Source organism: Methylobacterium sp. 1030, assembly GCF_040544715.1.
Classification (GTDB): Bacteria; Pseudomonadota; Alphaproteobacteria; order Rhizobiales; family Beijerinckiaceae; genus Methylobacterium.
Genome location: NZ_JBEPKM010000003.1, coordinates 1 through 19,292 on the forward strand (window position 1 = coordinate 1; position 19,292 = coordinate 19,292).

Below are 19,292 nucleotides of genomic sequence, written 5' to 3' on the forward strand. Positions count from 1 at the left end.
GCTCGCCCGACCGGCTCCGGCGGCCAAGCTACCCGTAGAGCAGAGGCCGACCCTGCACTAATTTTGAACTCGGACCACCTCGTGGGGGCAGGTCAGTCGGGTGTACGTCGACTGCGCCACCTGCAAGCGCTCGGGTCGCTACACCGTCGCCAGCCTGATCGAGCGCTACGGGGCAGACATCTCATCGCTCGACTTGCTGCGGCATCTGACGGCCTCGTGCCGCTACCAGCGCGCGCCCGGGGCGCCGCCCGCGCGGAAGTACGAGCACCTCTGCCTCGCCGCGATCACGCTGCCGCCGGCCGCCAAGCAAATCCCGCCGGTGCCGCCTGGCGTGCCCTACACGATCGGGGTCTGGGACCGGATCGGCGGCAAGCTCGAGCTTCACCTCGCCACGATCTACCCGCTGACCGTGGCGATCGCTGCATTCGAGGCTGCCTGCCTGGAGTGGCCAACGAACGAGGTCACCCTGCGAGATCGCGCTCGGATCGTGCGGAAGCGGGAGCTGCCGCCGCGGAGCACGTACACGTGCTTACCGTGACCGCTCTGATGCGGCCTCTGACGCCGTCTGCATAAAGCTGCAACTAAGAATATGACTTAAAGTCGATGTAAATCTAATCGCATCAACTTAAAACAGAAATAGTGCTCGAAACGCAACAATTGGATACAATCTGCAAATATCAAGATTGCGAACAACCGACTTGTGCTATCGGCTGGCCTTCCATTGCTGGTGGGGGCACCATGAACGAAGCCAAAATTGCCGATACGGTCTCAGTTGCTGATCACCGGCGGATGACCGCCAATCTCGTCAGCGCCTACGTCAGGCGTAACAACGTACCAGTCTCAGACTTGGCTATGCTGATCGCGAGTGCGGCCGACGCTCTTATTGGCCTAGCGAGCTGTCACGCAGCCGCCGCTCCAACGGAGAGTAGAACGACGCCTGCGCAGGTCCGCAACTCCATCACGCACGAGGCGCTGATCAGCTTCGAGGATGGTAAGGGTTACAAGACGCTCAAGCGGCACCTGACGACTTGTGGCCTGACCCCGGAGACGTATCGGGCGAAGTGGGGCCTTCCTCGCGACTACCCGATGGTGGCTCCCGGGTATTCGGAGAGACGATCTGCCATCGCTACAAGCTTGCAGAGCCGTCACGCCAACCGCTCGGCCGCTCGAACTGCAGGAAGAGCGTAGATCCAGAAGCGCCCAACCTCGTCGCAGGTCATCTCGCTTGACTAAATCAACGCCGAAGCATGGCGAGCCGCCGCCGCGGAGCGCCACCGGGTGACGTTCCGGCGTAGCTCGCTGACCGCGAGGCCATCAGAATCCAGACGCGTCAGCGCCCGGGCTGCGTGAATGGCGCGCTCCCGGCCAGGAATCCCGGCGCGCTCGGCGATCTCGGTGGTGGTGGACGGTTCGGATGTCAGCGCCGCCAGCACGCGCGGCCGGAGGTCCTGGCGCGGCCGGGCGCCTCTAGGCGATGGGGCCTTCGGCATGGCGCTGGGCTACCGCGCGTCGCCATCCTCGACCGCCGGCGACTCGCGGCCAGGCGCCACAGGTCGGCGTCGGAATAGACGAAATCGCCGATCTGCCAGCTCTCAAGCTCGTCGCCGATCGGCGCCACTGCGACGCCGGCGCCCCGGAGCGCATCAACCGCTTCCAAGATCAGGTCGGACCCGTCGTCCATGCCGCTACCCCAGCGCGATCAGCATCCAGGTGCGGGCTTTCGCCATCAGGTCGCCGTCCCCGGCCAACGGCTCCGAGTCGATCACGCGGGCGATGATCTCGCGCGCGTCAGCGCCGCTCATACCGATTCCCTGCACGAAGCCGCTCAGTCGCTCCATCAGGCGCTCGACCGTCGCCTCGCGGTCAGCCTCGAGAGCGCTCATCCCTTCACCGGGTGCGCCAGCAGGATCGCGGTCCGGACCATGTTGCGCTTCCAGGCCGGCTTGTCGGTGGTGAGCGCCTCAGTCGCGCGTGTGTTCGTGCGGCGCGTCTCGACGAGGTCGAGCGTCCAGCCCTTCGCCAGCGGATATGATTCGGTGGCGAGATCCGCGAGCACGGCGTCGACCGCAGCGTCGATCTCCTGATCGCTGATCTCGGCGGCCTTGCGCAGCTCGGAGACAGTCAGGTTGTTCGCCATAGTGCTTACTATGTGCTTACCGAACTGGTTCTTTGGCAACCAAGCATCGGGCTGAGTAATGGTGCCGCAAGAGGGATTCGAACCCCCGACCCCCTCATTACGAATGAGGTGCTCTACCAGCTGAGCTATTGCGGCCCTGGCCCCGACGGGACCGTCGGCGGCGCGCGGTGACCGGCGCCGGACGTGGCAGGCTCATAGCGGCCCGGCCTGCGTTAGGCAAGGCCACAGCAGGCGCTCGCGGGCGTCAGGCGGCTTGGTCCGACGCTAATTCATCCTGCAGGAACGCCGCCACCTCCGCCTGGTCCACGCCGGGGGCGATGAAGCTCTGGCCGATCCCCCGAGCGAGGATGAAGGTCAGCGCGCCGTCGCGGACCTTCTTGTCCTGGGTCATCGCGTCGAGGAGCGCCTCGGCGTCGCCGCACCCGCCCGGAACGGCCTGCAGACGGGTCGGCAGGCCGGCGAGCGCGAGATGGTTGGCGACCCGGCCCGCATCCTGTCCCGCGCAGAGCCCGAGGCGTGCCGAGAAGCGGAAGGCGAGCGCCATCCCGATCGCGACGCCCTCGCCGTGGACCAGGCGGGCGGAATCGTAGCCGGTCAGGCGCTCCAGGGCGTGGCCGAAGGTGTGGCCGAGATTGAGCAGCGCCCGCTCGCCGTCCTCCCGCTCATCGCGGGTGACCACCGCGGCCTTAGCCCGGCAGCAGGCGGCGACCGCCTGCTCGCGCTCCGGGCCGCCGGCGAAGATCCCGCGCCAGTTCGCCTCGCACCAGTCGAAGAAGCCCGGATCGGCGATCAGCCCGTACTTGGCGACCTCGGCGTAGCCGGCGCGCATCTCACGCTCGGACAGGGTGTCGAGGGCGGCCGTGTCGGCCAGGACGAGGCGCGGCTGGTGGAAGGCGCCGATCAGGTTCTTGCCAAGCGGCGCGTTGATGCCGGTCTTGCCGCCGACCGAGGAATCGACCTGCGCGAGCAGGCTCGTCGGCACCTGCACGAAGCGCACGCCGCGCCGCAGGGTGGCGGCCGCGAAGCCCGCGAGGTCGCCGACCACGCCGCCGCCCAGCGCCACGACGAGGTCGCCGCGCTCGACCTTGAGGGCGAGCAGACCGTCGCAGACCTCCGCGTAGCCCGCGTAGGATTTGGAGGCCTCGCCCGGCGCCACCGTCACCACGCCCGCCTGGAGGCCGGCGCGCTCCAGGCTGGTCCGCAGCCGCGCGGCGTAGAGCGCGCCGACCGTCGCGTCCGTCACGATCGCTGCCCGGCGGGCCCCGAGCGCGGCGACCGCGGTGCCGGCGGTGTCGATCAGCCCGCGTCCGATCTGGATGTCGTAGGCGCGGTCGGCGTCGAGGGGCACGTGGACGGTCAGGAGGTCCGGACGGGGCTCGGTCATGGATCGGTTCGCTCGGGTCTCACTGGGCGGCCACGGGGATGGATCCTTCGCCGCTGAGATGGGCATCCAGCGCCTCCAGCACGTCCTGGACGACCCGGTCATGCGAGACCTCCCGCGAGATGACCATCACGTCGGCTGCGGCGTAGACCGGGTGGCGCACGGCCATCAGGTCGCGCATCGTCGCCTCGGGGTCCTCGGTCTGCAGCAGCGGGCGGTTGCCGCGCTTGCGCACGCGCCGCATCAGCACGTCCAGATCGGCCTTCAGCCAGACGGAGACCGCCGATTCCGCGATGCGCGCGCGGGTCGCCTCGCGCAGGTAGGCGCCGCCGCCCGTCGCCAGGACCAGCGGGCCGGCCCGCAGCAGGCGCGAGATCACCCGCTCCTCGCCGTCGCGGAAGCTCGGCTCGCCGTAGATCGCGAAGATGTCGGGGATCGTCAGGCCGGCCGCGGCCTCGATCTCGATGTCGGCATCCTTGAAGATCAGGCCGAGGCGGCTCGCCAGACGGCGGCCGACGGTGCTCTTGCCCGCTCCCATGAGGCCCACGAGCACGATCGAGCGCAGGCCGAGCGCGCGGCGCAGACGCGCCTCGATCGGTTCCCCCGCCTCCTCCCCGCTCATGGCCTCCTGCATCGACTCCTGCATCGCATCCGTGCGGCGTCCCCGCCTCTCCACCGGCCCCCGCGCGCCTGTCGCCCGGGCAGCCTCACATCCTGCGGCAGGCTCTTAGCGCGATTCAAGCGGCCTGCGAAACGCATCCCTGTGTCGTCGTGGGCCTTGTCAGCGCCTCGTTCACGTGGTCGAACCCGGGCATCGGCGGCGGCTCGGAGAAGGCCTTCGCCCGCCCCCTCCCCGCCGCCAGCGCCCGTCTGCCCGAGGTTCGACCGACGTGCCGACCCTGTTCCGTTTCTTTGCCACCCTCGCGATCCTGGCGGGTCTGGTCTACGCGGCCATGTTCGCGCTCGCGCATTTCGTCCAGCCGACGCCGCGGGAGATGAGCGTGACCATCCCCGCCTCGAAGCTGCAGCCGGGCAACCGTTGAGCGGGCCGGAGGGCAGCGGCGACGCCGCCCGGGCGCCCCGCCCCGAGGTCGCCGAGTACCTCGACATGCTGGCCGCCGAGCGCGGTGCCGGACTGAACACCCTGAGCGCCTACCGCCGGGACCTGGACGATTACCTCGACTATCTCGCGCGCTCGGGCACGGCGCTCGGCGACGTGGAGGCCGGCACGCTGCGGGCCTTCCTGATCGACCTCGAGACCCGGGGCCTGAAGGCGTCCTCGGCGGCGCGGCGCCTGTCCTGCGTGCGCGGCTTCCACAAGTTCCTCTACGCCGAGGGCGGCGCCGAGAGCGATCCGAGCGTCGCGGTGTCCGGTCCGCGCCGCGGGCGCGCGCTCCCCAAGGTCCTGTCCATCGCGGAGGTCGACCGGCTGCTCGCCACGGCGCAGGCGGCCGCCGCCGCCGATCAGGCCCCCGGCCCGGCCCGGCGGGCGCGCCGGATGGCGTGCCTGCTCGAGCTGCTCTACGCCACGGGCCTGCGCGTCTCGGAACTGGTCGCCCTGCCCCGCGCGGCGGGCGCGACGCGCGAGCGCTACCTCATCGTCAAGGGCAAGGGCGGCCGCGAGCGCCTCGTGCCCCTGACCGATGCGGCCCGCACCGCGATGGCGGCGCATCTTCCGGCCGTGCCGGAGGACAACCCGTGGCTGTTTCCCGCCGACAGCGACAGCGGCTATCTCACCCGGCAGGCCTTCGCCCGCGATCTCAAGGTGCTGGCCTCGGCGGCGGGGCTCCACCCGGATCGGGTGAGCCCCCACGTGCTCCGCCACGCCTTCGCGAGTCACCTCCTGCAGAACGGCGCCGATCTGCGCATCGTCCAGGAGCTGCTCGGCCACGCCGACATCTCGACGACGCAGATCTACACGCACGTCCTCGACGAGCGCCTGAAGGCGATGGTCCGCGATCTGCATCCGTTGATGGATGGCTGAGCGCTGGCGAGCGGATGGTGTGGCAACTCTCGGTCGGTCGCCCCAATTGTATACGTTTAGCGAACTGCCTAGAAGTAGCCCCTCGCCATACCGGTACGCGAGCCAGCCTTTACCAGAGAGAGTTTTCCTATGTCAGGCCCCACGGCCTCGCAGATCGGCATCGAGCCGGATCGAGCGGGGCACACGCGTGCCGACCAGCTTTCGCAGCGGGAGCGGCAGCGCCTCGACAATCAGCTGTGCTTCGCGGTCTACGCCGCCGCGCACGCCTTCGGCCGCGCCTACCGCAACCTCCTGGGGCGCCACGAACTGACCTATCCGCAATACCTCGTCCTGCTGGTCTTGTGGGAGCAGGACGGATTGTCGGTCAAGGAGATCGGGAACCGCCTGTTCCTGGATTCGGGGACGCTGACGCCGCTCCTGAAGCGCCTGGAAGCCTCCGGGCGCGTGCGCCGCGCCCGCGACCGGGTGGACGAGCGTCAGGTCAGCATCTTCCTCACCGCCGCCGGCGAGGCGCTGCGCGAGGAACTCGCCTGCCTGCCCGACGAGGCGGGGGGCATGACCGGTCTCGATATCCAGGGCCGCAAAGACCTTCTTCAGGATCTCGTCACGCTCAGGCTGAGCCTGCAGGCCGGCCTCACGCCCGACTAGGGCGCGGCCGGAGCCCCGGGAGCGGCCGGGCGGCCGCTCCCGGTTCGTACCGATCTTCGCCTCTCAGGACTGCGTCTTGAGGTAGGCGATGACGTCGTTGATCTTCTTGTCGTCGGGGTAGCCCTGGAAGATCATCTTGGTGCCGGGAACCTTCGCCTTCGGGTTCTTCAGCCACTCGTGCAGGTTGGCCTCGTCCCAGGTGATGCCGGAGTTCTTCAGGGCGGCGGAGTAGTTGTAGCCCTCGTAGGTGCCCGCCTTGCGGCCGACGACGCCCTTCAGGTCAGGACCCACGCCGTTCTTCTGGAAGTTGTGGCACGCCTTGCAGGGGGCGAACGCCTTCTCGCCGGCGGCGGCGTCGCCGGCGTCCTGGGCCTGCGCGGCGAACGGCATCACGACGGCAAGGACGGCGCCGAAAACGAGTGAACGCATGGATTTCCTCCTGTTGGCCGCCGCTTGGGCAGCGATGCGGGCAGAGCTTGCCTGCCTGGAACAGCTCTAAATGAATGTGCCCGGCGCGCGCAACGGCCCAGTCTGGGATAGCCGTCATCCGGGGCCGGTTGGCGGCTGCTGCGGGCCGCCGCCCCACTCAACACCGCGTGAACGGATTGGCTCCGCGCGACGGCGCGCGGCGCCGTTCCCTCAGATCCCGTGATAGGTCCGATACCAGTCGACGAAGCGCCCGATCCCGGTCTTCAGGGGCGTGGCGGGCCGGAAGCCGGCGTCCCGCACGAGGTCGTCGATGTCGGCGTAGGTCGCCGGGACGTCCCCGGGCTGCATCGGCAGGAGGATCTTCTCCGCCTTGCGGCCCAGGGCGTCCTCGAGGAGCGCGATCATATCCAGGAGCGCCACCGGCTCGTTGTTGCCGATGTTGTAGATCCTGTAGGGGGCGGAGCTGGTCCCGGGATCCGGCGCCGCGCCGCTCCACGCGGGGTCGGGCGCGGCCGGCCGGTCGGCCAGGGCCCGGATCCCCGCGACGATGTCGTCGATGTAGGTGAAGTCCCGGAGCATCCGCCCTTCGTTGAACACGCGGATCGGTTCGCCCGCCAGGATCGCGCGGGTGAACAGGTACAGCGCCATGTCGGGCCGGCCCCAGGGGCCGTAGACGGTGAAGAAGCGCAGGCCCGTCGTCGGCAGGCCGTAGAGATGGCTGTAGCTGTGCGCCATCAGCTCGTTCGCCTTCTTGGTCGCGGCGTAGAGGCTGAGCGGATGGTCGACGTTCTGGTGCACCGAGAACGGCATCGCGGTGACGCCGCCGTAGACGGAGCTGGAGGACGCGTAGAGGAGGTGTCCCACGCCGCCGTGGCGGCAGGCCTCGAGGATGTTCAGGAAGCCGACGAGGTTGCTCGCCGCGTAGGCGTGCGGATCGGTGAGCGAGTAGCGCACGCCGGCCTGGGCCGCGAGGTGGATCACCGTGCGGAACGCGTGGCGGCGGAACAGCGCGTCGAGGCCGTCGCGGTCGGCGAGGTCGAGGCGCGCGAAGCTGTAGCCCGGGAAATCCGCGAGGCGTTGCAGCCGGGCTTCCTTGAGGCGCACGTCGTAATAGGCGTTGACGCTGTCCAGGCCGACGACCTGCCGGCCGTCCTCGAGGAGGCGCAGGGCGAGCTGGTTCCCGATGAAGCCGGCCACGCCGGTGATCAGAACAGGTGGCAGGGACATGCGCGCGGACCGACGGGCTGACTGGCCGCCCGGGGGTCGAGCTGTAGCATGGGGTATGGGCGCGACAAATCGGTGCCCGACATGAGCCTGCCGACACGAGCCTGCCGACGCTCCGAGCGGCCTGTCGCGCGGGCGCGTGACGCGCTAGGCTCGTGGCTGCCGTGCAGCCCGATCCGAGACCGCTCCCCGCCAGCCTGACCCGCCTGCTCACCGTGCCGGAGCAGCGCCCGGTCCGGGCGCGTCCCGAGCCTTCGCGGAGGGAGCGGGCTTCGGAGCCGCGCTCCGCACACGCGGCGCTGGAAGCGGCGATCCTCCGCGGCTTCGTGTTCGGTCTCTCGGGGCTCGTCTGGCTCGTCGTGCTGGCGCTGTCGGTCCGGCATATCGCGCACTGATCGTGCCCCGAGTCCCCCGCAGTCCCGGCGTGACGCTGTGGATATCGGTGGTGCGCCTGTTCGCCCGCGTCCTCAATCAGTACGCGAACAGCCAAGTTCGCTATTGAGGCGGCCAGACCGGGGGCGGCTCGACGGCGAGGATGGGACGATGTCTCTGACAGGGCGTTTCTGGTTCCGGAAGACCTGGACAGGGCGGCTGGTGCTCCTGGTCGAGGAGGAGCGCCCCCGCTGGTTCGGCCGCGGCTCCGGCAAGCCGCGCTGGCGCAACGCCAAGCTCCTCGATTTCGCCGAGCCCGAGCTGCGGCCGCTCATGGCGATGGAGAAGCAGCACCGCGCGGGCGGTTCCAGCGGCCAGGTGCGGGCGCTGCGCCCGGTCCCGTCCGCGCCGGCCGCGCGCGCCGCGCACGGCTGAGGGCCGAGACAGGGGGGCGCGCCGCATCTGGTCCGACGCGCGGCCATCACCACCTGTCGTGGGTCGCTCCGCCCGGGGCGGCACCCCTGCAATCGGTGAAGACCATGCCGCGCTACTTCTTCCACACGCAGATCGGCGAGGACGTCATCTCCGACCCGACCGGGATCGAGCTGCGGGATCCGGACGCGGCCTGGGAGGCGGCGCGGGAGACGATCCGCGCCGCCCTGCGCCAGCCGCAGGATCAGGCCCGGCTGATGACGGCGTGCCTCGTGGTCACGGACGACGACGGCGAGGTCGTGCTGGAATTCCCGTTCAGCGAGGCCGTGGCGCTGCCCGCCGACGCGGACCCGACGCGTCACTGAGATCGGCGACGCGCGCGCTCCGCGCCCTACATCGCGCCGCAGCCCACCGGAACGGAGCTGCGCCCGTATGGATACGCCACCGAACGACCTCGATGCCCGCGCCCTCGGCCGGGCCGCGCCCGCCAAAGGGCTCGCTCGGGAAGCCTGCCCCTACGCGGAGTGGACGGAGGCGCGCGCGCTCTGGCTGGCCGGTTACGACGCGGCCCTAGCGGAGGGCGAGACGCCCGTGACCGGCGGTCTCGCCAAGCACCCGGTCGACGGGTCGGCCCGCTGATGGACGCCCGGACCGCACCGCATCCCGGCGCGCATCATTCGACTCTCGACCGCAAGTCGGTCGGGGCCGTCGTCCTGGGCAACGCCCTCGAATTCTACGACTTCACCGTCTACGCCTTCTTCGCCAAGCCGATCGGCGAGGCCTTCTTCCCGGCGAACGACCCGACCCACAGCCTGCTGGCATCGCTCGCCCTGTTCGGCATCGGCTACGTCATGCGGCCCATCGGCGGTGTGCTGATCGGCGCCTTCGCGGACCGGGCCGGCCGCAAGCCCGCGATGCTGATCACCATCGCGCTGATGGCCGTCGGCATGCTCATGCTGGCCGCCTGCCCCTCCTACGCGACGATCGGCGGCTGGGCTCAAGTCATCGTCATCGCCGGACGCCTCGTGCAGGGCCTCGCCCTCGGCGGCGAGGTCGGTCCCTCGACCGCCTTCCTGCTGGAGGCCGCGCCCCCGGACCGGCGCGGCTTCGTGACGAGCTGGCAGATCGCCAGCCAGGGCTGCGCCGCCCTGTTCGCCGGGATCATCGCGACCGCCCTGGCGCTCGCGGTCGGCGACCAGGCGATGGCGCAGTGGGGCTGGCGGCTGATGTTCGCCCTCGGCCTGTCCGTCGTGCCAGTCGGCCTAATCATCCGCAGTCACCTGCCCGAGACCGCCGGCGCCGAGGAGGATCCGCACGCGGCGGCCTCGACGATGGCGGTGGTCGGCCGGCTCCTGCGCGAGCACGGCCGCCTGCTGGGCCTGACCTTCCTGGTCATCGCGGCCTCGACCGTGTCGAACGCGGTCGGCACCAACATGCCGGTCTTCGCGGGCGCGACCCTCGGCCTGAGCGAGACCGCCGCGACGGCGGTGCCGATCGCCCTCGGGCTCGCCTCGGTGATCTTCCCGCTGCTCGGCGGCTGGCTGGCCGACCGGTACGGGCGGCGACCGGTGATGATCTGGCCGCGGGCGCTGATCCTGATCCTGGCGGTCCCGGCCTTCGCCTGGGTGGTGCGGGCGCCGAGCGCTGCCAGCGTCTACGCGGTCACCTTCCTGCTCTCGGCGCTGTCGTCCATCAACGCGGCGGCCGTGATCGTCGGCATTCCCGAGGCCCTGCCGCGGGCGGTGCGCAGCGCCGGGTTGTCGATCGTCTACGCGGTCTCCGTCTCGGTGTTCGGCGGCAGCACGAACTACGTGGTGAACTGGCTGATCGCCGCGACCGGCGACCGGCTCGCGCCGGCCTACTACCTCGCCGCATTCAGCCTCGTCGGGACGATCGCCGCGTTCCTGCTGCCCGAGACCCGCGGAAGGGACCTCGACGCCGACGCGGAGGCCTGAGTCGGTCGCGCCGCGGCGTTCCGCATTATGTATGCACGTGCTGCATCGGGGCGCATCATCCATGCGCCCATCGCGGGGCCGACGCCGAGCGGATGTGCGCCCGCGCACGGATCTCGCCGCGTAGAGGCCGGTTGCCCGAGCCAACGCTAGGTGTGCAGGCGCGGCGGGCCTAGATCGGCCCGATGCCCAAGTCCCTCGAGACGCGCCGCCCGCTGGTCCTCGCCGCGGTGATGGCGTCGATGTTCATGATCGCCATCGAGGCGACGATCGTCTCGACGGCGATGCCGCAGATCGCCGGTCATCTCGGCGACCTTCACCTCTACGCCTGGGTGTTCGCGTCCTTCCTGCTGACGCAGACGGCCACCACGGTGGTGTTCGGCAAGCTCTCGGACCTCTACGGACGCCGGCCAGTCCTGCTGTTCGGCATCGCGGTGTTCCTGGCGGGCTCCCTCCTGTGCGGGCTCGCGTGGTCGATGCCCTCGCTGATCCTGTTCCGCCTCATCCAGGGCGTCGGCGCAGGGGCGATCCAGCCGGTGAGCCTGACCGTCATCGGCGACCTTTACGCGGTGCGGGAACGCGGCAAGGTCCAGGGCTACCTCGCGAGTGTCTGGGGGATCTCGTCGGTGGCCGGCCCGCTGGTCGGCGGCCTGATCATCGGCCACCTGAGCTGGCCCTGGATCTTCTGGATCAACCTGCCGATCGGCGTGATCGCGGCAGGCCTGTTCCTGTGCTTCCTCCACGAGGGCGTCGAGCGCCGCCCGCGCCAGATCGACGCGATCGGTGCGGCCCTGTTCACCGCCGCCATCGCGGCGCTGATGATCGCGCTGACCGAGGCGGGCGAGTCGGCCGAAGCGGCCCTGTGGCCGGCGCTGGCCTTCGTGGTGGCCGCGACCCTGTTCGTCGTCCAGGAGCGGCGCGCGCCGGACCCGATGCTCGACATCCGCCTGTGGTTGCAGCGCCCCATCGCGACCGCCAACACCGCGACGCTGCTCTCCGGCATGACGGTGATCGGGCTCACGGCGTTCCTGCCGATGTACGTGCAGGGCGTCATGCGGCAGTCGCCCCTGATCGCCGGACTGACCCTGACCCTGATGGTGCTCGGCTGGCCGATCGGCGCCACGACGGCGGCGCGTAGCTTCGTGCGGTTCGGCCTGCGCCCGATCCTGCTGGTCGGCGCGACGCTCCTGCCCCTCGGCGCGGTCGCCTTCGTGGCTCTCGGGCCCGACACCTCCCCGGCGGTGGCGGCCTGCGGCTCGGTCGTGATGGGGCTCGGCATGGGCTTCCTGTCCACGGCCGCCATCGTGATCATCCAGGACAGCGTCGCCTGGGCGCAGCGCGGGGCGGCGACGGCCTCCAACATCTTCTCGCGCAACCTCGGCTCGACCCTCGGCGCGACCGTCCTCGGCGCGGTGCTGAATTACCGGCTCGCGAACCCGTCGAGCGGCCCGGCGGTGAACCCCGATCAGCTGCGGCGCCTGCTCGACGATCCGGCAAGCCTCGGGGCCGGCGGCGAGGCGATCCGGGCCGGCTTGGAGCACGCCCTGCACGGCACGTTCTGGACGGTGTTCGCCGTGGCGGGGCTGACCCTGCTCCTGTCGCTGCTGGTCCCGCCGGTGGCGATCTCCGACCGGCCGCGCGAGCTCGCCGTCGAGTAGGGGGCGGCATTCGCCGAGGGAGAGGCGCCGCAGGCGCGGCGCCGGCCGAGCGATCCCGTCTCCACAGCGGGCCTTTGACTGTCCCGCCGGAGGCCCCTAGCGTCAGCTCATGCCCCTCGTGCCGCCCCCGCGCCCCGCAGCCCAGCAAGCGGCGGACATCCCGCCGACCAGCGTGCTCAACGCCAACCAGCCGGAATGGTCGGTCGGCGAGCTCGCGGGCGCCCTGAAGCGCACCCTCGAGGACGCCTTCGGGCACGTCCGGCTGCGCGGGGAGATCTCGGGGTATCGCGGCCAGCACGGCTCGGGCCACGCCTATTTCTCCCTGAAGGACGGGCAGGCGCGGATCGACGCGGTGGTCTGGAAGGGCGTGTTCGGACGCCTGCGCCAGCGGCCGCAGGAGGGGTTGGAGGTCGTCGCCACCGGCCGCATCACGACCTTCGCGGGCAAGTCCTCGTACCAGATCGTCATCGAGAGCCTGGAGCCCGCGGGGCTCGGCGCCTGGATGGCGCTCCTGGAGGAGCGCAAGAAGCAGCTCGCGGCCGAGGGCCTCTTCGCGCCGGACCACAAGCGGCCGATCCCCTACCTGCCGCGGGTCGTCGGCGTCGTCACCTCGCCGACCGGCGCGGTGATCCGCGACATCCTCCACCGGCTGGAAGACCGCTTTCCCCGTCCGGTCCTCGTCTGGCCGGTGCGGGTCCAGGGCGACGGCGCGGCCGAGGAGGTCGCGGCCGCGATCCGCGGCTTCAACGCCCTTCCGGCCGGGGGGGCGATCCCGCGCCCGGACGTGCTCATCGTGGCCCGCGGCGGCGGCTCGATCGAGGATCTCTGGGCCTTCAACGAGGAATGTGTCGTCCGCGCCGCCTTCGCGAGCGCGATCCCGCTGATCTCGGCGGTGGGGCACGAGACCGACACCACGCTGATCGACTACGTCTCGGATCGCCGCGCGCCGACCCCGACGGGCGCCGCCGAGATGGCGGTGCCGGTCTGCGCCGACCTGATCGCCACGGTGGCGGACCTGTCGGCCCGCGGCCTGGGGGCGGTCGGGCGCCGGATCGACCGCGACCGGTCGGACCTGCGCGCCCTCGGACGCGCCCTTCCGAGCGCCGACGCCCTGCTGGCGGCCAAGCGCCAGCGGCTCGACCTCGCCGAGGCGCGCCTCGCCCCGGCGCTGGCGGCGGGCGCGAGCCGCCACCGCGCGCGGCTCCAGCTGCTCCTCGACCGGATGGCTCGCCGCTCGCCCGACGTGGCCCTCGCCAACGCCCGCGCCCGGCTGGCGCGGATCGACCACCGGCCGCTCCACGCCCTGCGCAACGACGTCCAGCGCAAGGGCGAGGCCCTGGTCCAGCTCGGGCGCCGCCTCGTCGTCGCGCGCGAGGCCAGCCTGGAACGGGCCCGGGCGCTGCAGGCGCGCCGCACCGACCGGCTCCTCGCCTTGTCGGAGCGCCTCACCCAGGCGGGCGCGCGCGGCATCGAGCGGCGCCGCGACCGGCTCGACGGTCTGGCGGGCCTGCTCGGCTCGCTCAGCTACCGCGCGGTGCTCGACCGGGGCTACGTGCTGGTGCGCGACGCCGCGGGGCTGCCCGTCCGCCGCGCCGCGGAGGCGGCGGCCGCCCAGCGCCTCAGCCTGCAATTCGCCGACGGGACCGTGACGGCCGTGCCCGACGGGACGGCCGATCCGTCCCTGTCGGCCGCTCCATCCCCGTCCGCGAAGCCCGCTCGGCGCGGCGGCGCGGCCGCGCCGGCGACGGCCGGCAAGCGGACCGGTGCGAGCCCCGCCCCGACGCGGCAGGGCTCGCTGTTCGACGCCTGAAACGGTCGCCGCGGCCGGAAGTAAGGGCCGGCCCGCGACCCCCCGCGTCTCAGCCGGGCTCCGGTCCGACCCGGTAGTGATAGCGGTACAGTTCGCGCTCGAATCCGAGGGCGCTGTAGAGCGCCCGCGCCGGCGTGTTCGCGGCCACGACCTGCAGGCAGGCGGCCCGGGCGCCCTCCCCGCGGCCCCAGCGCAGCAGCGCGCCGACCGCGCGCCGGGCATGGCCGCGGCCGCGCAGGGGTTCGGGCGTCGCCACCGCCTCGATGACCATCAGCTCCCGGTCGAGCACCCCGAAGGCGATGGCGCCGATGCCCCCCTCGGCCGCTGCCGCCGCGAAGGCCCGCGGCAGGGCCAGGGCGGCTACGGTGTCGCGGAACACCCGCGCGGCCGCTTCATCCGCGCGGTTCACCGCGTCGCGCAGGGCCAGCCAGTCCGGCCCGGGCGCCGCGGCGACCGCCACGGCCGGATCGGGCGCAATCGGCAGGTCGTCGAGACCGCGGATCAGCGTGCAGGTTTCGTCGACCACATCGTAATCGCCGCCGACGAGGAGCGGCTCCATCTGCGGGGCGATGGCCGGCACGCGGAAGATCGGGCGCTGCCCCAGGCGGCCGTAGATCGCGCGCGCCGCCGCGATGGCCGGTCCGGGCGCGCCGCTCCCGCGCATGGGGTTCACGGAATTCTGCCGCTTCGAGCGGCCGCCGGCGGCGCGCAGCAGGTAGCCGTGGACCAGGAGCTCGCGCGAGCTCGGCCAGGCGTTGAGGCAGGCCTCCTCCACGCGCCAGGCCTGTTCGAGATCCGCCATCGCCGCCTCCTCCGATGCTCCTGATCGCACGCGGCCACGACTCGGCCAATGAGTCCGAGACAAGACTTCGGCCATGCGGCGTCGCGTACGCTTGAAGCATTCCGGCGCCGCGCGATGTCTCGCCGATGTCCGAGCCCGAAGTCCTGTTCTGCCTGCACTTTCTGGGCGGAAGTGCCCGAAGCTGGGAGCGTCTCGCGCGCGCCCTCGACGGGACGCCGTTGACTTGCGTGCCCGTAGACTTGCCGGGCTTCGGCGATGCCGCCGGCACGCCGGGCTACTCCGTCGCCGCCATGGCCGATCGCGTGGCCGAGGCCATCCGCGCGCGGGCTCCGGCGCGCTACGCGATTGCCGGCCACAGCATGGGGGCCAAGGTGGCGCTGGCGCTCGCGCGCCGGGCCGAGGATGGCGAGGCGGGGCTGGCGGGGCTCACCGACCTCGTCCTGGTCTCCGGCTCGCCGCCGAGCCCGGAGCCGATCCCGGAGGACCGGCGCGCCGACATGCTCGCTTGGATCGACGCGGATCCCGAGACCCGGCGCCGCGAGGCCGAGGCCTTCGTGCGCGCCAACGTGGGCGACGGCCTGGATCCCGAGAGCGAGGCGCGGGCGGTGGCCGATGTCCTGCGGGCCGAGCCGGCCGCCTGGAAAGCCTGGCTCGAGGAGGGCGCCAACGAGGATTGGTGCCGCCGGGTCGGCGTCCTGCGCACCCCGGCGCTGGTCCTCGCGGGGTCCGAGGATGCCGACCTCGGGCCTGACGCGCAGCGGGCCCTCACGGCGCCCCACCTCGCGCACCATCGTCTCGTCACCGTCGACGGCGTCGGCCACCTCCTGCCGCTGGAGCGGCCCGCGGCCCTGGCCGACCACCTGCGCGCCCATCTCGGTGACCGGCCCCGGCCGCCCGTCGAGGCCGGCCCGGCGGTGCCGCCGGACTACGCGGCGCTGATCGCCTCCGAGCGCGTGAACAGCCGCCTCCGTGAGGCGCTCACGGAGCGCGCCGCGCCGGGCGATCCCGCCTATCGGCCGGCGGCCCTCGACCCGGTGGAACTCGCGATCCTGCGGGCCGCCCTCGCCCGCGTCGTGCCGGTGCCGCACCTCGATCTGGCCGGCCGCCTCGACCGGCGGCTTTCCTCCGGCGACGGGGACGGCTGGCGCTTCTCGGCCCTGCCGCCGGACGCGGAGGCCTACCGCGCCGCCCTTCGGACGCTCGACGCCGCCGCCCGCATCGCCCGCAACCGCCCGTTCGTGACCCTCGACGCGGCCGAGCAGGACGGGCTGCTCACCCTGTGCGCGCGCGCCGCGCTGAAGGTTCCGGAGAGCCTCGGCGGCCACCTCGACGCCGACCGGATGCGGTTCTGGTTCGAGGATCTCCGCGCCGACGCGGTCCGACTCTGGCTCGGCCACCCGGCGGCCCTGGCGCGGATCGGCTTCTCGGGCATCGGTGCCGGCGGCGACCGGCCGGGCGAGATCGCGGACGGCCTGCCGGGCTTCCACGCCGTCGGACTCGACGCGCCGGAACCCTGGGAGCCGCGGGCGCTGCGGACGGAGGCGGGACGATGAACCTCGCGGGGATGCGGACCTACCGCGCGGACGAGGCCGTCGACGCGGTCGTGGTGGGGACCGGCGCCGGCGGCGCGCCGCTCGTCGCGCGCTTCGCCGCGGCGGGGCTGAAGGTCGTGGCCCTGGAGGCCGGACCGAACTTCACTCCGGAGCGCTTCGCCTTCGACGAGACGCTGGCCGACGAGATCTACTGGACCGAGGAGCGGCTGAGTGGCGGCTCGACCCCGGAGGCCTTCGGGGCGAACAACAGCGGGACCGGCGTCGGCGGCTCGACGCTGCACTGGGGCGCCTTCGTGCCACGGGCCGACGCCCGCGACCTCCGACTGCACACGGAGAGCGGCGAAGGGGTCGACTGGCCACTGTCCTACGAGGACCTGCTCCCGTTCTACGAGCGGGTCGAGCGCTTCCTCGGCGTCTCCGGCGCGCAGAGCTATCCGTGGGATGCCGGCCGCCGTTATCCCTTGCCCCCGGTCCCGCGGAACGGGCCGGCGCAGATCATGGCGCGGGCCTGCGAGGCCCGCGGCATCCGGTGGGCGGACGCGCCCGCCGCCGTGGTCTCGCGGGACTTCCAGTCCGAGGACGGGCCCCGCCGCAACGCCTGCATCAATTGCGGCTACTGCCACCAGGGCTGCCGCACGGGCGCCAAGGCCAGCATGGACGTGACCTACCTGCCCTACGCGGTCGCCCACGGTGCCGAGATCCGGGCCGAGGCCTTCGTCCACGGCCTGGAGCGGGGCGCCGACGGCCGGATCACCGGCGTGGTCTACCGGCAGGACGGCGCGGAGCGGCGGCAGCGCTGCGGCGCCGTCTTCCTCTGCGCCGGGGCGGTCGAGACGCCGCGCCTGCTGCTCCATCTCGGCCTGGCCAATTCCAGCGGCCAGATCGGGCGCAACTACATGGGGCACGTGGCGACCCAGGTCTGGGGCACCTTCGACCACGAGGTGCGCATGAACCGGGGCTATCCGTCCTCGCTGATCACCGAGGACTTCATCCGCGCCGGTGCCGACTTCGCCGGCGGCTACCTGATCCAGAGCCTCGGCGTGGTGCCGTTGACCTTCGGCAACTCGGCGGCGCGGGGGCGCGGCCTGTGGGGGCAGCCGCTGCTCGACTACCTCGACCGCTACAACCACTTCGCCGGCATCGGCATCAACGGCGAGACGCTGCCCTGCGACGCCAACGTGCTGACCCTCGCCGACGAGACCGACGCGCACGGGATGCGCAAGGCCCATATCAGCTTCGGCTACAGCACCAACGAGAACCGCCTCAACGCGCACGCCACCAAGGTCATGCGCGGTCTCTGGGAGGAGGCGGGGGCTGACGACGTCTGGGTGCTGGAGCGCGTCGCCCACACGCTCGGGACCTGCCGGATGGGCCGCGACGGGACGAGCGCCGTCGTCGACCCGCACGGCCGCAGCTTCGACATCGACAACCTGTGGATCTGCGACGGCTCGACCTTCCCGAGCTCGCTCGCGGCGAACCCGGCCCTGACCATCATGGCGCTCAGCCTGCGCAGCGCGGAGGCGTTCCTGGCCGGCGGCCCCTGAGCCGGCTCAGCCCGCGGCGGCGCGCAGGTCCGCGAGCCCGCGCCGCTGGCGACCCGCCCCGTCGAAGTTCGACGGGTCGAGCCACGCCGCGAAGCCGGCGCGGACTCGCGGCCACTCGGTATCGGTGATGGAGAACCACGCCGTGTCGCGGGAGCGGCCCTTCACCACCACGGCGTTGCGGAAGATGCCCTCGAAGGTGAAGCCGAGCCGCAGCGCCGCCGCCCGGGACGGGGCGTTGAGGCTGTCGCATTTCCACTCGTAGCGCCGGTAGCCGAGTTCGTCGAAGGCTCGGGCCATCATCAGCGCCATGGCCTCCGTGGCGGCGGGCGCCCGCTGCAGCCGGGGGCCGAAGTGGAGGTGGCCGACCTCGATCACGCCGTTGGCGGGATCGATCCGGAGATACGAGGCGATCCCGAGGGCGTCGCCGCTCTCGGGATCCAGGATCGCGTGGAACAACGGGTCCTCGCTCGTCTGCTGCCGCGCGAGGCGCGCCCGGTAGGTCTCCGCGCTCTCCGGCATCTCGTCGCCGAGATAGGTCCAACCGCGCGTGTCGGGGGCGGCCCTGTAGGTGGCGTAGAGTGCGTCCGCGTGCGCCGCGGCGTCGAGCGGCACGAGCCGGCAGAAGCGGCCCTCCAGGGGCGTGCGCGGCGGCCGCGGGCGCGGGCTCCAGTCCGGCAGCGCCGGGCCGACGGGCTGGCCGAAGCCGTTGAGGCGCGCGCTCACAGCCCGCTCCGCTCGGCGACCAGCCCGGCGAGGCCCGCCTCGCCCTCGGCGCGCAGCCCCGCGATGACCCCGTGCCGGTCGGCCTCGGGCCTGTTCTGGCTCATCTTCCACTTCCCCTCGACCCGCGTGATCGGAATCTCGATGCCGATGATGCCCCGAACCTGCGCGGCGACGAACGGCGCCGGCGCGTCCGCGACCGCCCACGGCTCGGCCCGGGACGCCTCGCGCAGGGCGGTGAGGTCGGCGATCTGGCGCCCGAGCCAGTCCGTATCCTCGATCATCCGCGGCCGGCCCCAGGCATGGACGGTGGCGTAGTTCCAGGTCGGGACCACCCGGCCGTGCTCGCGCTTGCTCGCGTACCAGCTCGGCGTGACGTAGCCCTGCGGCCCCTGGAACACGATCAGGCACTCCTCCGTCGCGGCGAGATCCTGACCCTGCGGGTTGGCGCGGGCGAGATGCGCCCGCAGCACCCCGTGGGGACCGTCGTCGTCCAAGAGGAACGGGATCGGGTTGGCGGTCAGGCCACCCGCGCCGGCGGTCACCAGCAGGCCGAGGGGGTTGGCGCGGATCAGCGCGTGCTGCGCGGCGCGTGAATCGTCCCGGAAATGGGGCGGCTGGTACATGGGCCTGTCCTGCGGCGATC

At 72.1% G+C, this 19,292-nt stretch carries 24 protein-coding genes and 1 tRNA gene; 14 read left to right on the forward strand and 11 right to left on the reverse strand.

Features of this window, described 5'->3' with window-relative positions; all coding sequences use genetic code 11:
* The first annotated feature begins 100 nt into the window (after positions 1–100).
* Entirely contained in the window at positions 101–538 is a 438-nt protein-coding gene (locus ABIC30_RS04485) for a hypothetical protein (protein WP_331326344.1), read from the forward strand.
* A 251-nt stretch (positions 539–789) separates the two neighbouring features.
* Positions 790–1,188 carry a Ros/MucR family transcriptional regulator gene (locus ABIC30_RS04490; RefSeq protein ID WP_331326593.1) on the forward strand — a complete coding sequence of 133 codons (399 nt, stop codon included), beginning with the start codon at positions 790–792 and terminating at the stop codon, positions 1,186–1,188.
* A gap of 41 nt (positions 1,189–1,229) precedes the next feature.
* Here ABIC30_RS04490 and ABIC30_RS04495 read toward each other — a convergent pair whose 3' ends face one another.
* The 6 genes from ABIC30_RS04495 to ABIC30_RS04520 all read right to left on the reverse strand — a co-directional run bounded on the left by ABIC30_RS04495 (position 1,230) and on the right by ABIC30_RS04520 (position 4,164).
* Positions 1,230–1,433 carry a hypothetical protein gene (locus tag ABIC30_RS04495; RefSeq protein WP_331326345.1) on the reverse strand — a complete coding sequence of 68 codons (204 nt, stop codon included), beginning with the start codon at positions 1,431–1,433 and terminating at the stop codon, positions 1,230–1,232.
* Between the two features lie 252 nt (positions 1,434–1,685).
* The gene (locus tag ABIC30_RS04500) at positions 1,686–1,883 is read right to left on the reverse strand and encodes a hypothetical protein (RefSeq protein ID WP_331326346.1); all 198 of its coding nucleotides are present in this window, start codon (positions 1,881–1,883) and stop codon (positions 1,686–1,688) included.
* Complete coding sequence (locus ABIC30_RS04505; protein WP_331326347.1) at positions 1,880–2,137, reverse strand: hypothetical protein; 258 nt, start codon at positions 2,135–2,137, stop codon at positions 1,880–1,882. The genes ABIC30_RS04500 and ABIC30_RS04505 overlap by 4 nt, the downstream gene beginning before the upstream one ends.
* A gap of 59 nt (positions 2,138–2,196) precedes the next feature.
* Positions 2,197–2,272 (reverse strand) — tRNA-Thr (locus ABIC30_RS04510).
* Positions 2,273–2,381: 109 nt separating this feature from the next.
* Complete coding sequence (gene aroB / locus ABIC30_RS04515; protein WP_331326348.1) at positions 2,382–3,521, reverse strand: 3-dehydroquinate synthase; 1,140 nt, start codon at positions 3,519–3,521, stop codon at positions 2,382–2,384.
* A 19-nt stretch (positions 3,522–3,540) separates the two neighbouring features.
* Entirely contained in the window at positions 3,541–4,164 is a 624-nt protein-coding gene (locus ABIC30_RS04520) for a shikimate kinase (protein WP_020093428.1), read from the reverse strand.
* A 244-nt stretch (positions 4,165–4,408) separates the two neighbouring features.
* Here ABIC30_RS04520 and ABIC30_RS04525 point away from each other — a divergent pair, with 244 nt between their 5' ends.
* The 3 genes from ABIC30_RS04525 (at position 4,409) to ABIC30_RS04535 (ending at position 6,150) form a co-directional block, all read left to right on the forward strand.
* The gene (locus tag ABIC30_RS04525) at positions 4,409–4,561 is read left to right on the forward strand and encodes a hypothetical protein (protein WP_012317685.1); all 153 of its coding nucleotides are present in this window, start codon (positions 4,409–4,411) and stop codon (positions 4,559–4,561) included.
* Entirely contained in the window at positions 4,558–5,502 is a 945-nt protein-coding gene (locus ABIC30_RS04530) for a site-specific tyrosine recombinase XerD (RefSeq protein WP_100252167.1), read from the forward strand. The genes ABIC30_RS04525 and ABIC30_RS04530 overlap by 4 nt, the downstream gene beginning before the upstream one ends.
* Before the next feature lie 129 nt (positions 5,503–5,631).
* Positions 5,632–6,150, forward strand: coding sequence for a MarR family winged helix-turn-helix transcriptional regulator (locus tag ABIC30_RS04535; RefSeq protein WP_020093430.1), 519 nt, complete (start codon positions 5,632–5,634; stop codon positions 6,148–6,150).
* A 63-nt stretch (positions 6,151–6,213) separates the two neighbouring features.
* Here the strand turns inward: ABIC30_RS04535 and ABIC30_RS04540 are convergent, their stop codons facing one another.
* Together ABIC30_RS04540 and ABIC30_RS04545 are read right to left on the reverse strand one after the other, a co-directional pair.
* Positions 6,214–6,579, reverse strand: a complete 366-nt coding sequence (locus tag ABIC30_RS04540) for a c-type cytochrome (RefSeq protein WP_042673136.1) — start codon at positions 6,577–6,579, stop codon at positions 6,214–6,216.
* A gap of 210 nt (positions 6,580–6,789) precedes the next feature.
* Positions 6,790–7,806 (reverse strand): NAD-dependent epimerase, encoded by a 1,017-nt coding sequence (locus ABIC30_RS04545; protein WP_026604971.1) that lies wholly within the window; start codon positions 7,804–7,806, stop codon positions 6,790–6,792.
* A 152-nt stretch (positions 7,807–7,958) separates the two neighbouring features.
* Here ABIC30_RS04545 and ABIC30_RS04550 point away from each other — a divergent pair, with 152 nt between their 5' ends.
* The 7 genes from ABIC30_RS04550 (at position 7,959) to xseA (ending at position 14,027) form a co-directional block, all read left to right on the forward strand.
* Positions 7,959–8,198: a hypothetical protein gene (locus tag ABIC30_RS04550; protein ID WP_331326349.1), complete on the forward strand. Its 240-nt coding sequence runs from the start codon at positions 7,959–7,961 to the stop codon at positions 8,196–8,198.
* Between the two features lie 148 nt (positions 8,199–8,346).
* Entirely contained in the window at positions 8,347–8,610 is a 264-nt protein-coding gene (locus ABIC30_RS04555) for a hypothetical protein (RefSeq protein WP_056522641.1), read from the forward strand.
* 104 nt (positions 8,611–8,714) lie between these two features.
* Entirely contained in the window at positions 8,715–8,972 is a 258-nt protein-coding gene (locus ABIC30_RS04560; RefSeq protein WP_020093435.1) for a DUF6894 family protein, read from the forward strand.
* Between the two features lie 67 nt (positions 8,973–9,039).
* Positions 9,040–9,246 carry a ribosome modulation factor gene (locus ABIC30_RS04565; RefSeq protein ID WP_331326350.1) on the forward strand — a complete coding sequence of 69 codons (207 nt, stop codon included), beginning with the start codon at positions 9,040–9,042 and terminating at the stop codon, positions 9,244–9,246.
* Positions 9,246–10,562: an MFS transporter gene (locus ABIC30_RS04570; RefSeq protein ID WP_331326351.1), complete on the forward strand. Its 1,317-nt coding sequence runs from the start codon at positions 9,246–9,248 to the stop codon at positions 10,560–10,562. Before ABIC30_RS04565 ends, ABIC30_RS04570 begins: the two co-directional genes overlap by 1 nt.
* A gap of 182 nt (positions 10,563–10,744) precedes the next feature.
* Positions 10,745–12,217, forward strand: a complete 1,473-nt coding sequence (locus ABIC30_RS04575) for an MDR family MFS transporter (protein WP_331326352.1) — start codon at positions 10,745–10,747, stop codon at positions 12,215–12,217.
* 109 nt (positions 12,218–12,326) lie between these two features.
* A complete protein-coding gene (gene xseA / locus ABIC30_RS04580; protein ID WP_354454227.1) occupies positions 12,327–14,027 on the forward strand; it encodes an exodeoxyribonuclease VII large subunit in 1,701 nt (566 codons plus the stop codon).
* Positions 14,028–14,076: 49 nt separating this feature from the next.
* Here the strand turns inward: xseA and ABIC30_RS04585 are convergent, their stop codons facing one another.
* Entirely contained in the window at positions 14,077–14,829 is a 753-nt protein-coding gene (locus ABIC30_RS04585; protein WP_331326353.1) for a GNAT family N-acetyltransferase, read from the reverse strand.
* A 125-nt stretch (positions 14,830–14,954) separates the two neighbouring features.
* Here ABIC30_RS04585 and ABIC30_RS04590 point away from each other — a divergent pair, with 125 nt between their 5' ends.
* Complete coding sequence (locus tag ABIC30_RS04590) at positions 14,955–16,382, forward strand: alpha/beta hydrolase (RefSeq protein ID WP_331326354.1); 1,428 nt, start codon at positions 14,955–14,957, stop codon at positions 16,380–16,382.
* Positions 16,379–17,926, forward strand: coding sequence for a GMC family oxidoreductase (locus tag ABIC30_RS04595; protein WP_331326355.1), 1,548 nt, complete (start codon positions 16,379–16,381; stop codon positions 17,924–17,926). The genes ABIC30_RS04590 and ABIC30_RS04595 overlap by 4 nt, the downstream gene beginning before the upstream one ends.
* A gap of 6 nt (positions 17,927–17,932) precedes the next feature.
* Here the strand turns inward: ABIC30_RS04595 and ABIC30_RS04600 are convergent, their stop codons facing one another.
* A complete protein-coding gene (locus tag ABIC30_RS04600; RefSeq protein WP_331326356.1) occupies positions 17,933–18,649 on the reverse strand; it encodes a GNAT family N-acetyltransferase in 717 nt (238 codons plus the stop codon).
* Positions 18,646–19,272 carry an FMN-binding negative transcriptional regulator gene (locus ABIC30_RS04605; RefSeq protein ID WP_331326357.1) on the reverse strand — a complete coding sequence of 209 codons (627 nt, stop codon included), beginning with the start codon at positions 19,270–19,272 and terminating at the stop codon, positions 18,646–18,648. The genes ABIC30_RS04600 and ABIC30_RS04605 overlap by 4 nt, the downstream gene beginning before the upstream one ends.
* Between the last annotated feature and the right edge of the window lie 20 nt (positions 19,273–19,292).

Excerpts from the sequence above, each read along its gene's own strand:
- ABIC30_RS04535 (WP_020093430.1), top strand. The coding sequence starts at position 5,632 with ATGTCAGGCCCCACGGCCTCGCAGATCGGCATCGAGCCGGATCGAGCG.
- aroB (WP_331326348.1), bottom strand. The coding sequence starts at position 3,521 with ATGACCGAGCCCCGTCCGGACCTCCTGACCGTCCACGTGCCCCTCGAC.
- ABIC30_RS04570 (WP_331326351.1), top strand. The coding sequence starts at position 9,246 with ATGGACGCCCGGACCGCACCGCATCCCGGCGCGCATCATTCGACTCTC.
- ABIC30_RS04560 (WP_020093435.1), top strand. The coding sequence starts at position 8,715 with ATGCCGCGCTACTTCTTCCACACGCAGATCGGCGAGGACGTCATCTCC.
- ABIC30_RS04545 (WP_026604971.1), bottom strand. The coding sequence starts at position 7,806 with ATGTCCCTGCCACCTGTTCTGATCACCGGCGTGGCCGGCTTCATCGGG.
- ABIC30_RS04605 (WP_331326357.1), bottom strand. The coding sequence starts at position 19,272 with ATGTACCAGCCGCCCCATTTCCGGGACGATTCACGCGCCGCGCAGCAC.
- ABIC30_RS04565 (WP_331326350.1), top strand. The coding sequence starts at position 9,040 with ATGGATACGCCACCGAACGACCTCGATGCCCGCGCCCTCGGCCGGGCC.
- ABIC30_RS04490 (WP_331326593.1), top strand. The coding sequence starts at position 790 with ATGACCGCCAATCTCGTCAGCGCCTACGTCAGGCGTAACAACGTACCA.
- ABIC30_RS04500 (WP_331326346.1), bottom strand. The coding sequence starts at position 1,883 with ATGAGCGCTCTCGAGGCTGACCGCGAGGCGACGGTCGAGCGCCTGATG.
- ABIC30_RS04585 (WP_331326353.1), bottom strand. The coding sequence starts at position 14,829 with ATGGCGGATCTCGAACAGGCCTGGCGCGTGGAGGAGGCCTGCCTCAAC.
- ABIC30_RS04505 (WP_331326347.1), bottom strand. The coding sequence starts at position 2,137 with ATGGCGAACAACCTGACTGTCTCCGAGCTGCGCAAGGCCGCCGAGATC.
- xseA (WP_354454227.1), top strand. The coding sequence starts at position 12,327 with ATGCCCCTCGTGCCGCCCCCGCGCCCCGCAGCCCAGCAAGCGGCGGAC.
- ABIC30_RS04555 (WP_056522641.1), top strand. The coding sequence starts at position 8,347 with ATGTCTCTGACAGGGCGTTTCTGGTTCCGGAAGACCTGGACAGGGCGG.
- ABIC30_RS04575 (WP_331326352.1), top strand. The coding sequence starts at position 10,745 with ATGCCCAAGTCCCTCGAGACGCGCCGCCCGCTGGTCCTCGCCGCGGTG.
- ABIC30_RS04540 (WP_042673136.1), bottom strand. The coding sequence starts at position 6,579 with ATGCGTTCACTCGTTTTCGGCGCCGTCCTTGCCGTCGTGATGCCGTTC.
- ABIC30_RS04520 (WP_020093428.1), bottom strand. The coding sequence starts at position 4,164 with ATGCAGGAGTCGATGCAGGAGGCCATGAGCGGGGAGGAGGCGGGGGAA.
- ABIC30_RS04595 (WP_331326355.1), top strand. The coding sequence starts at position 16,379 with ATGAACCTCGCGGGGATGCGGACCTACCGCGCGGACGAGGCCGTCGAC.
- ABIC30_RS04590 (WP_331326354.1), top strand. The coding sequence starts at position 14,955 with ATGTCCGAGCCCGAAGTCCTGTTCTGCCTGCACTTTCTGGGCGGAAGT.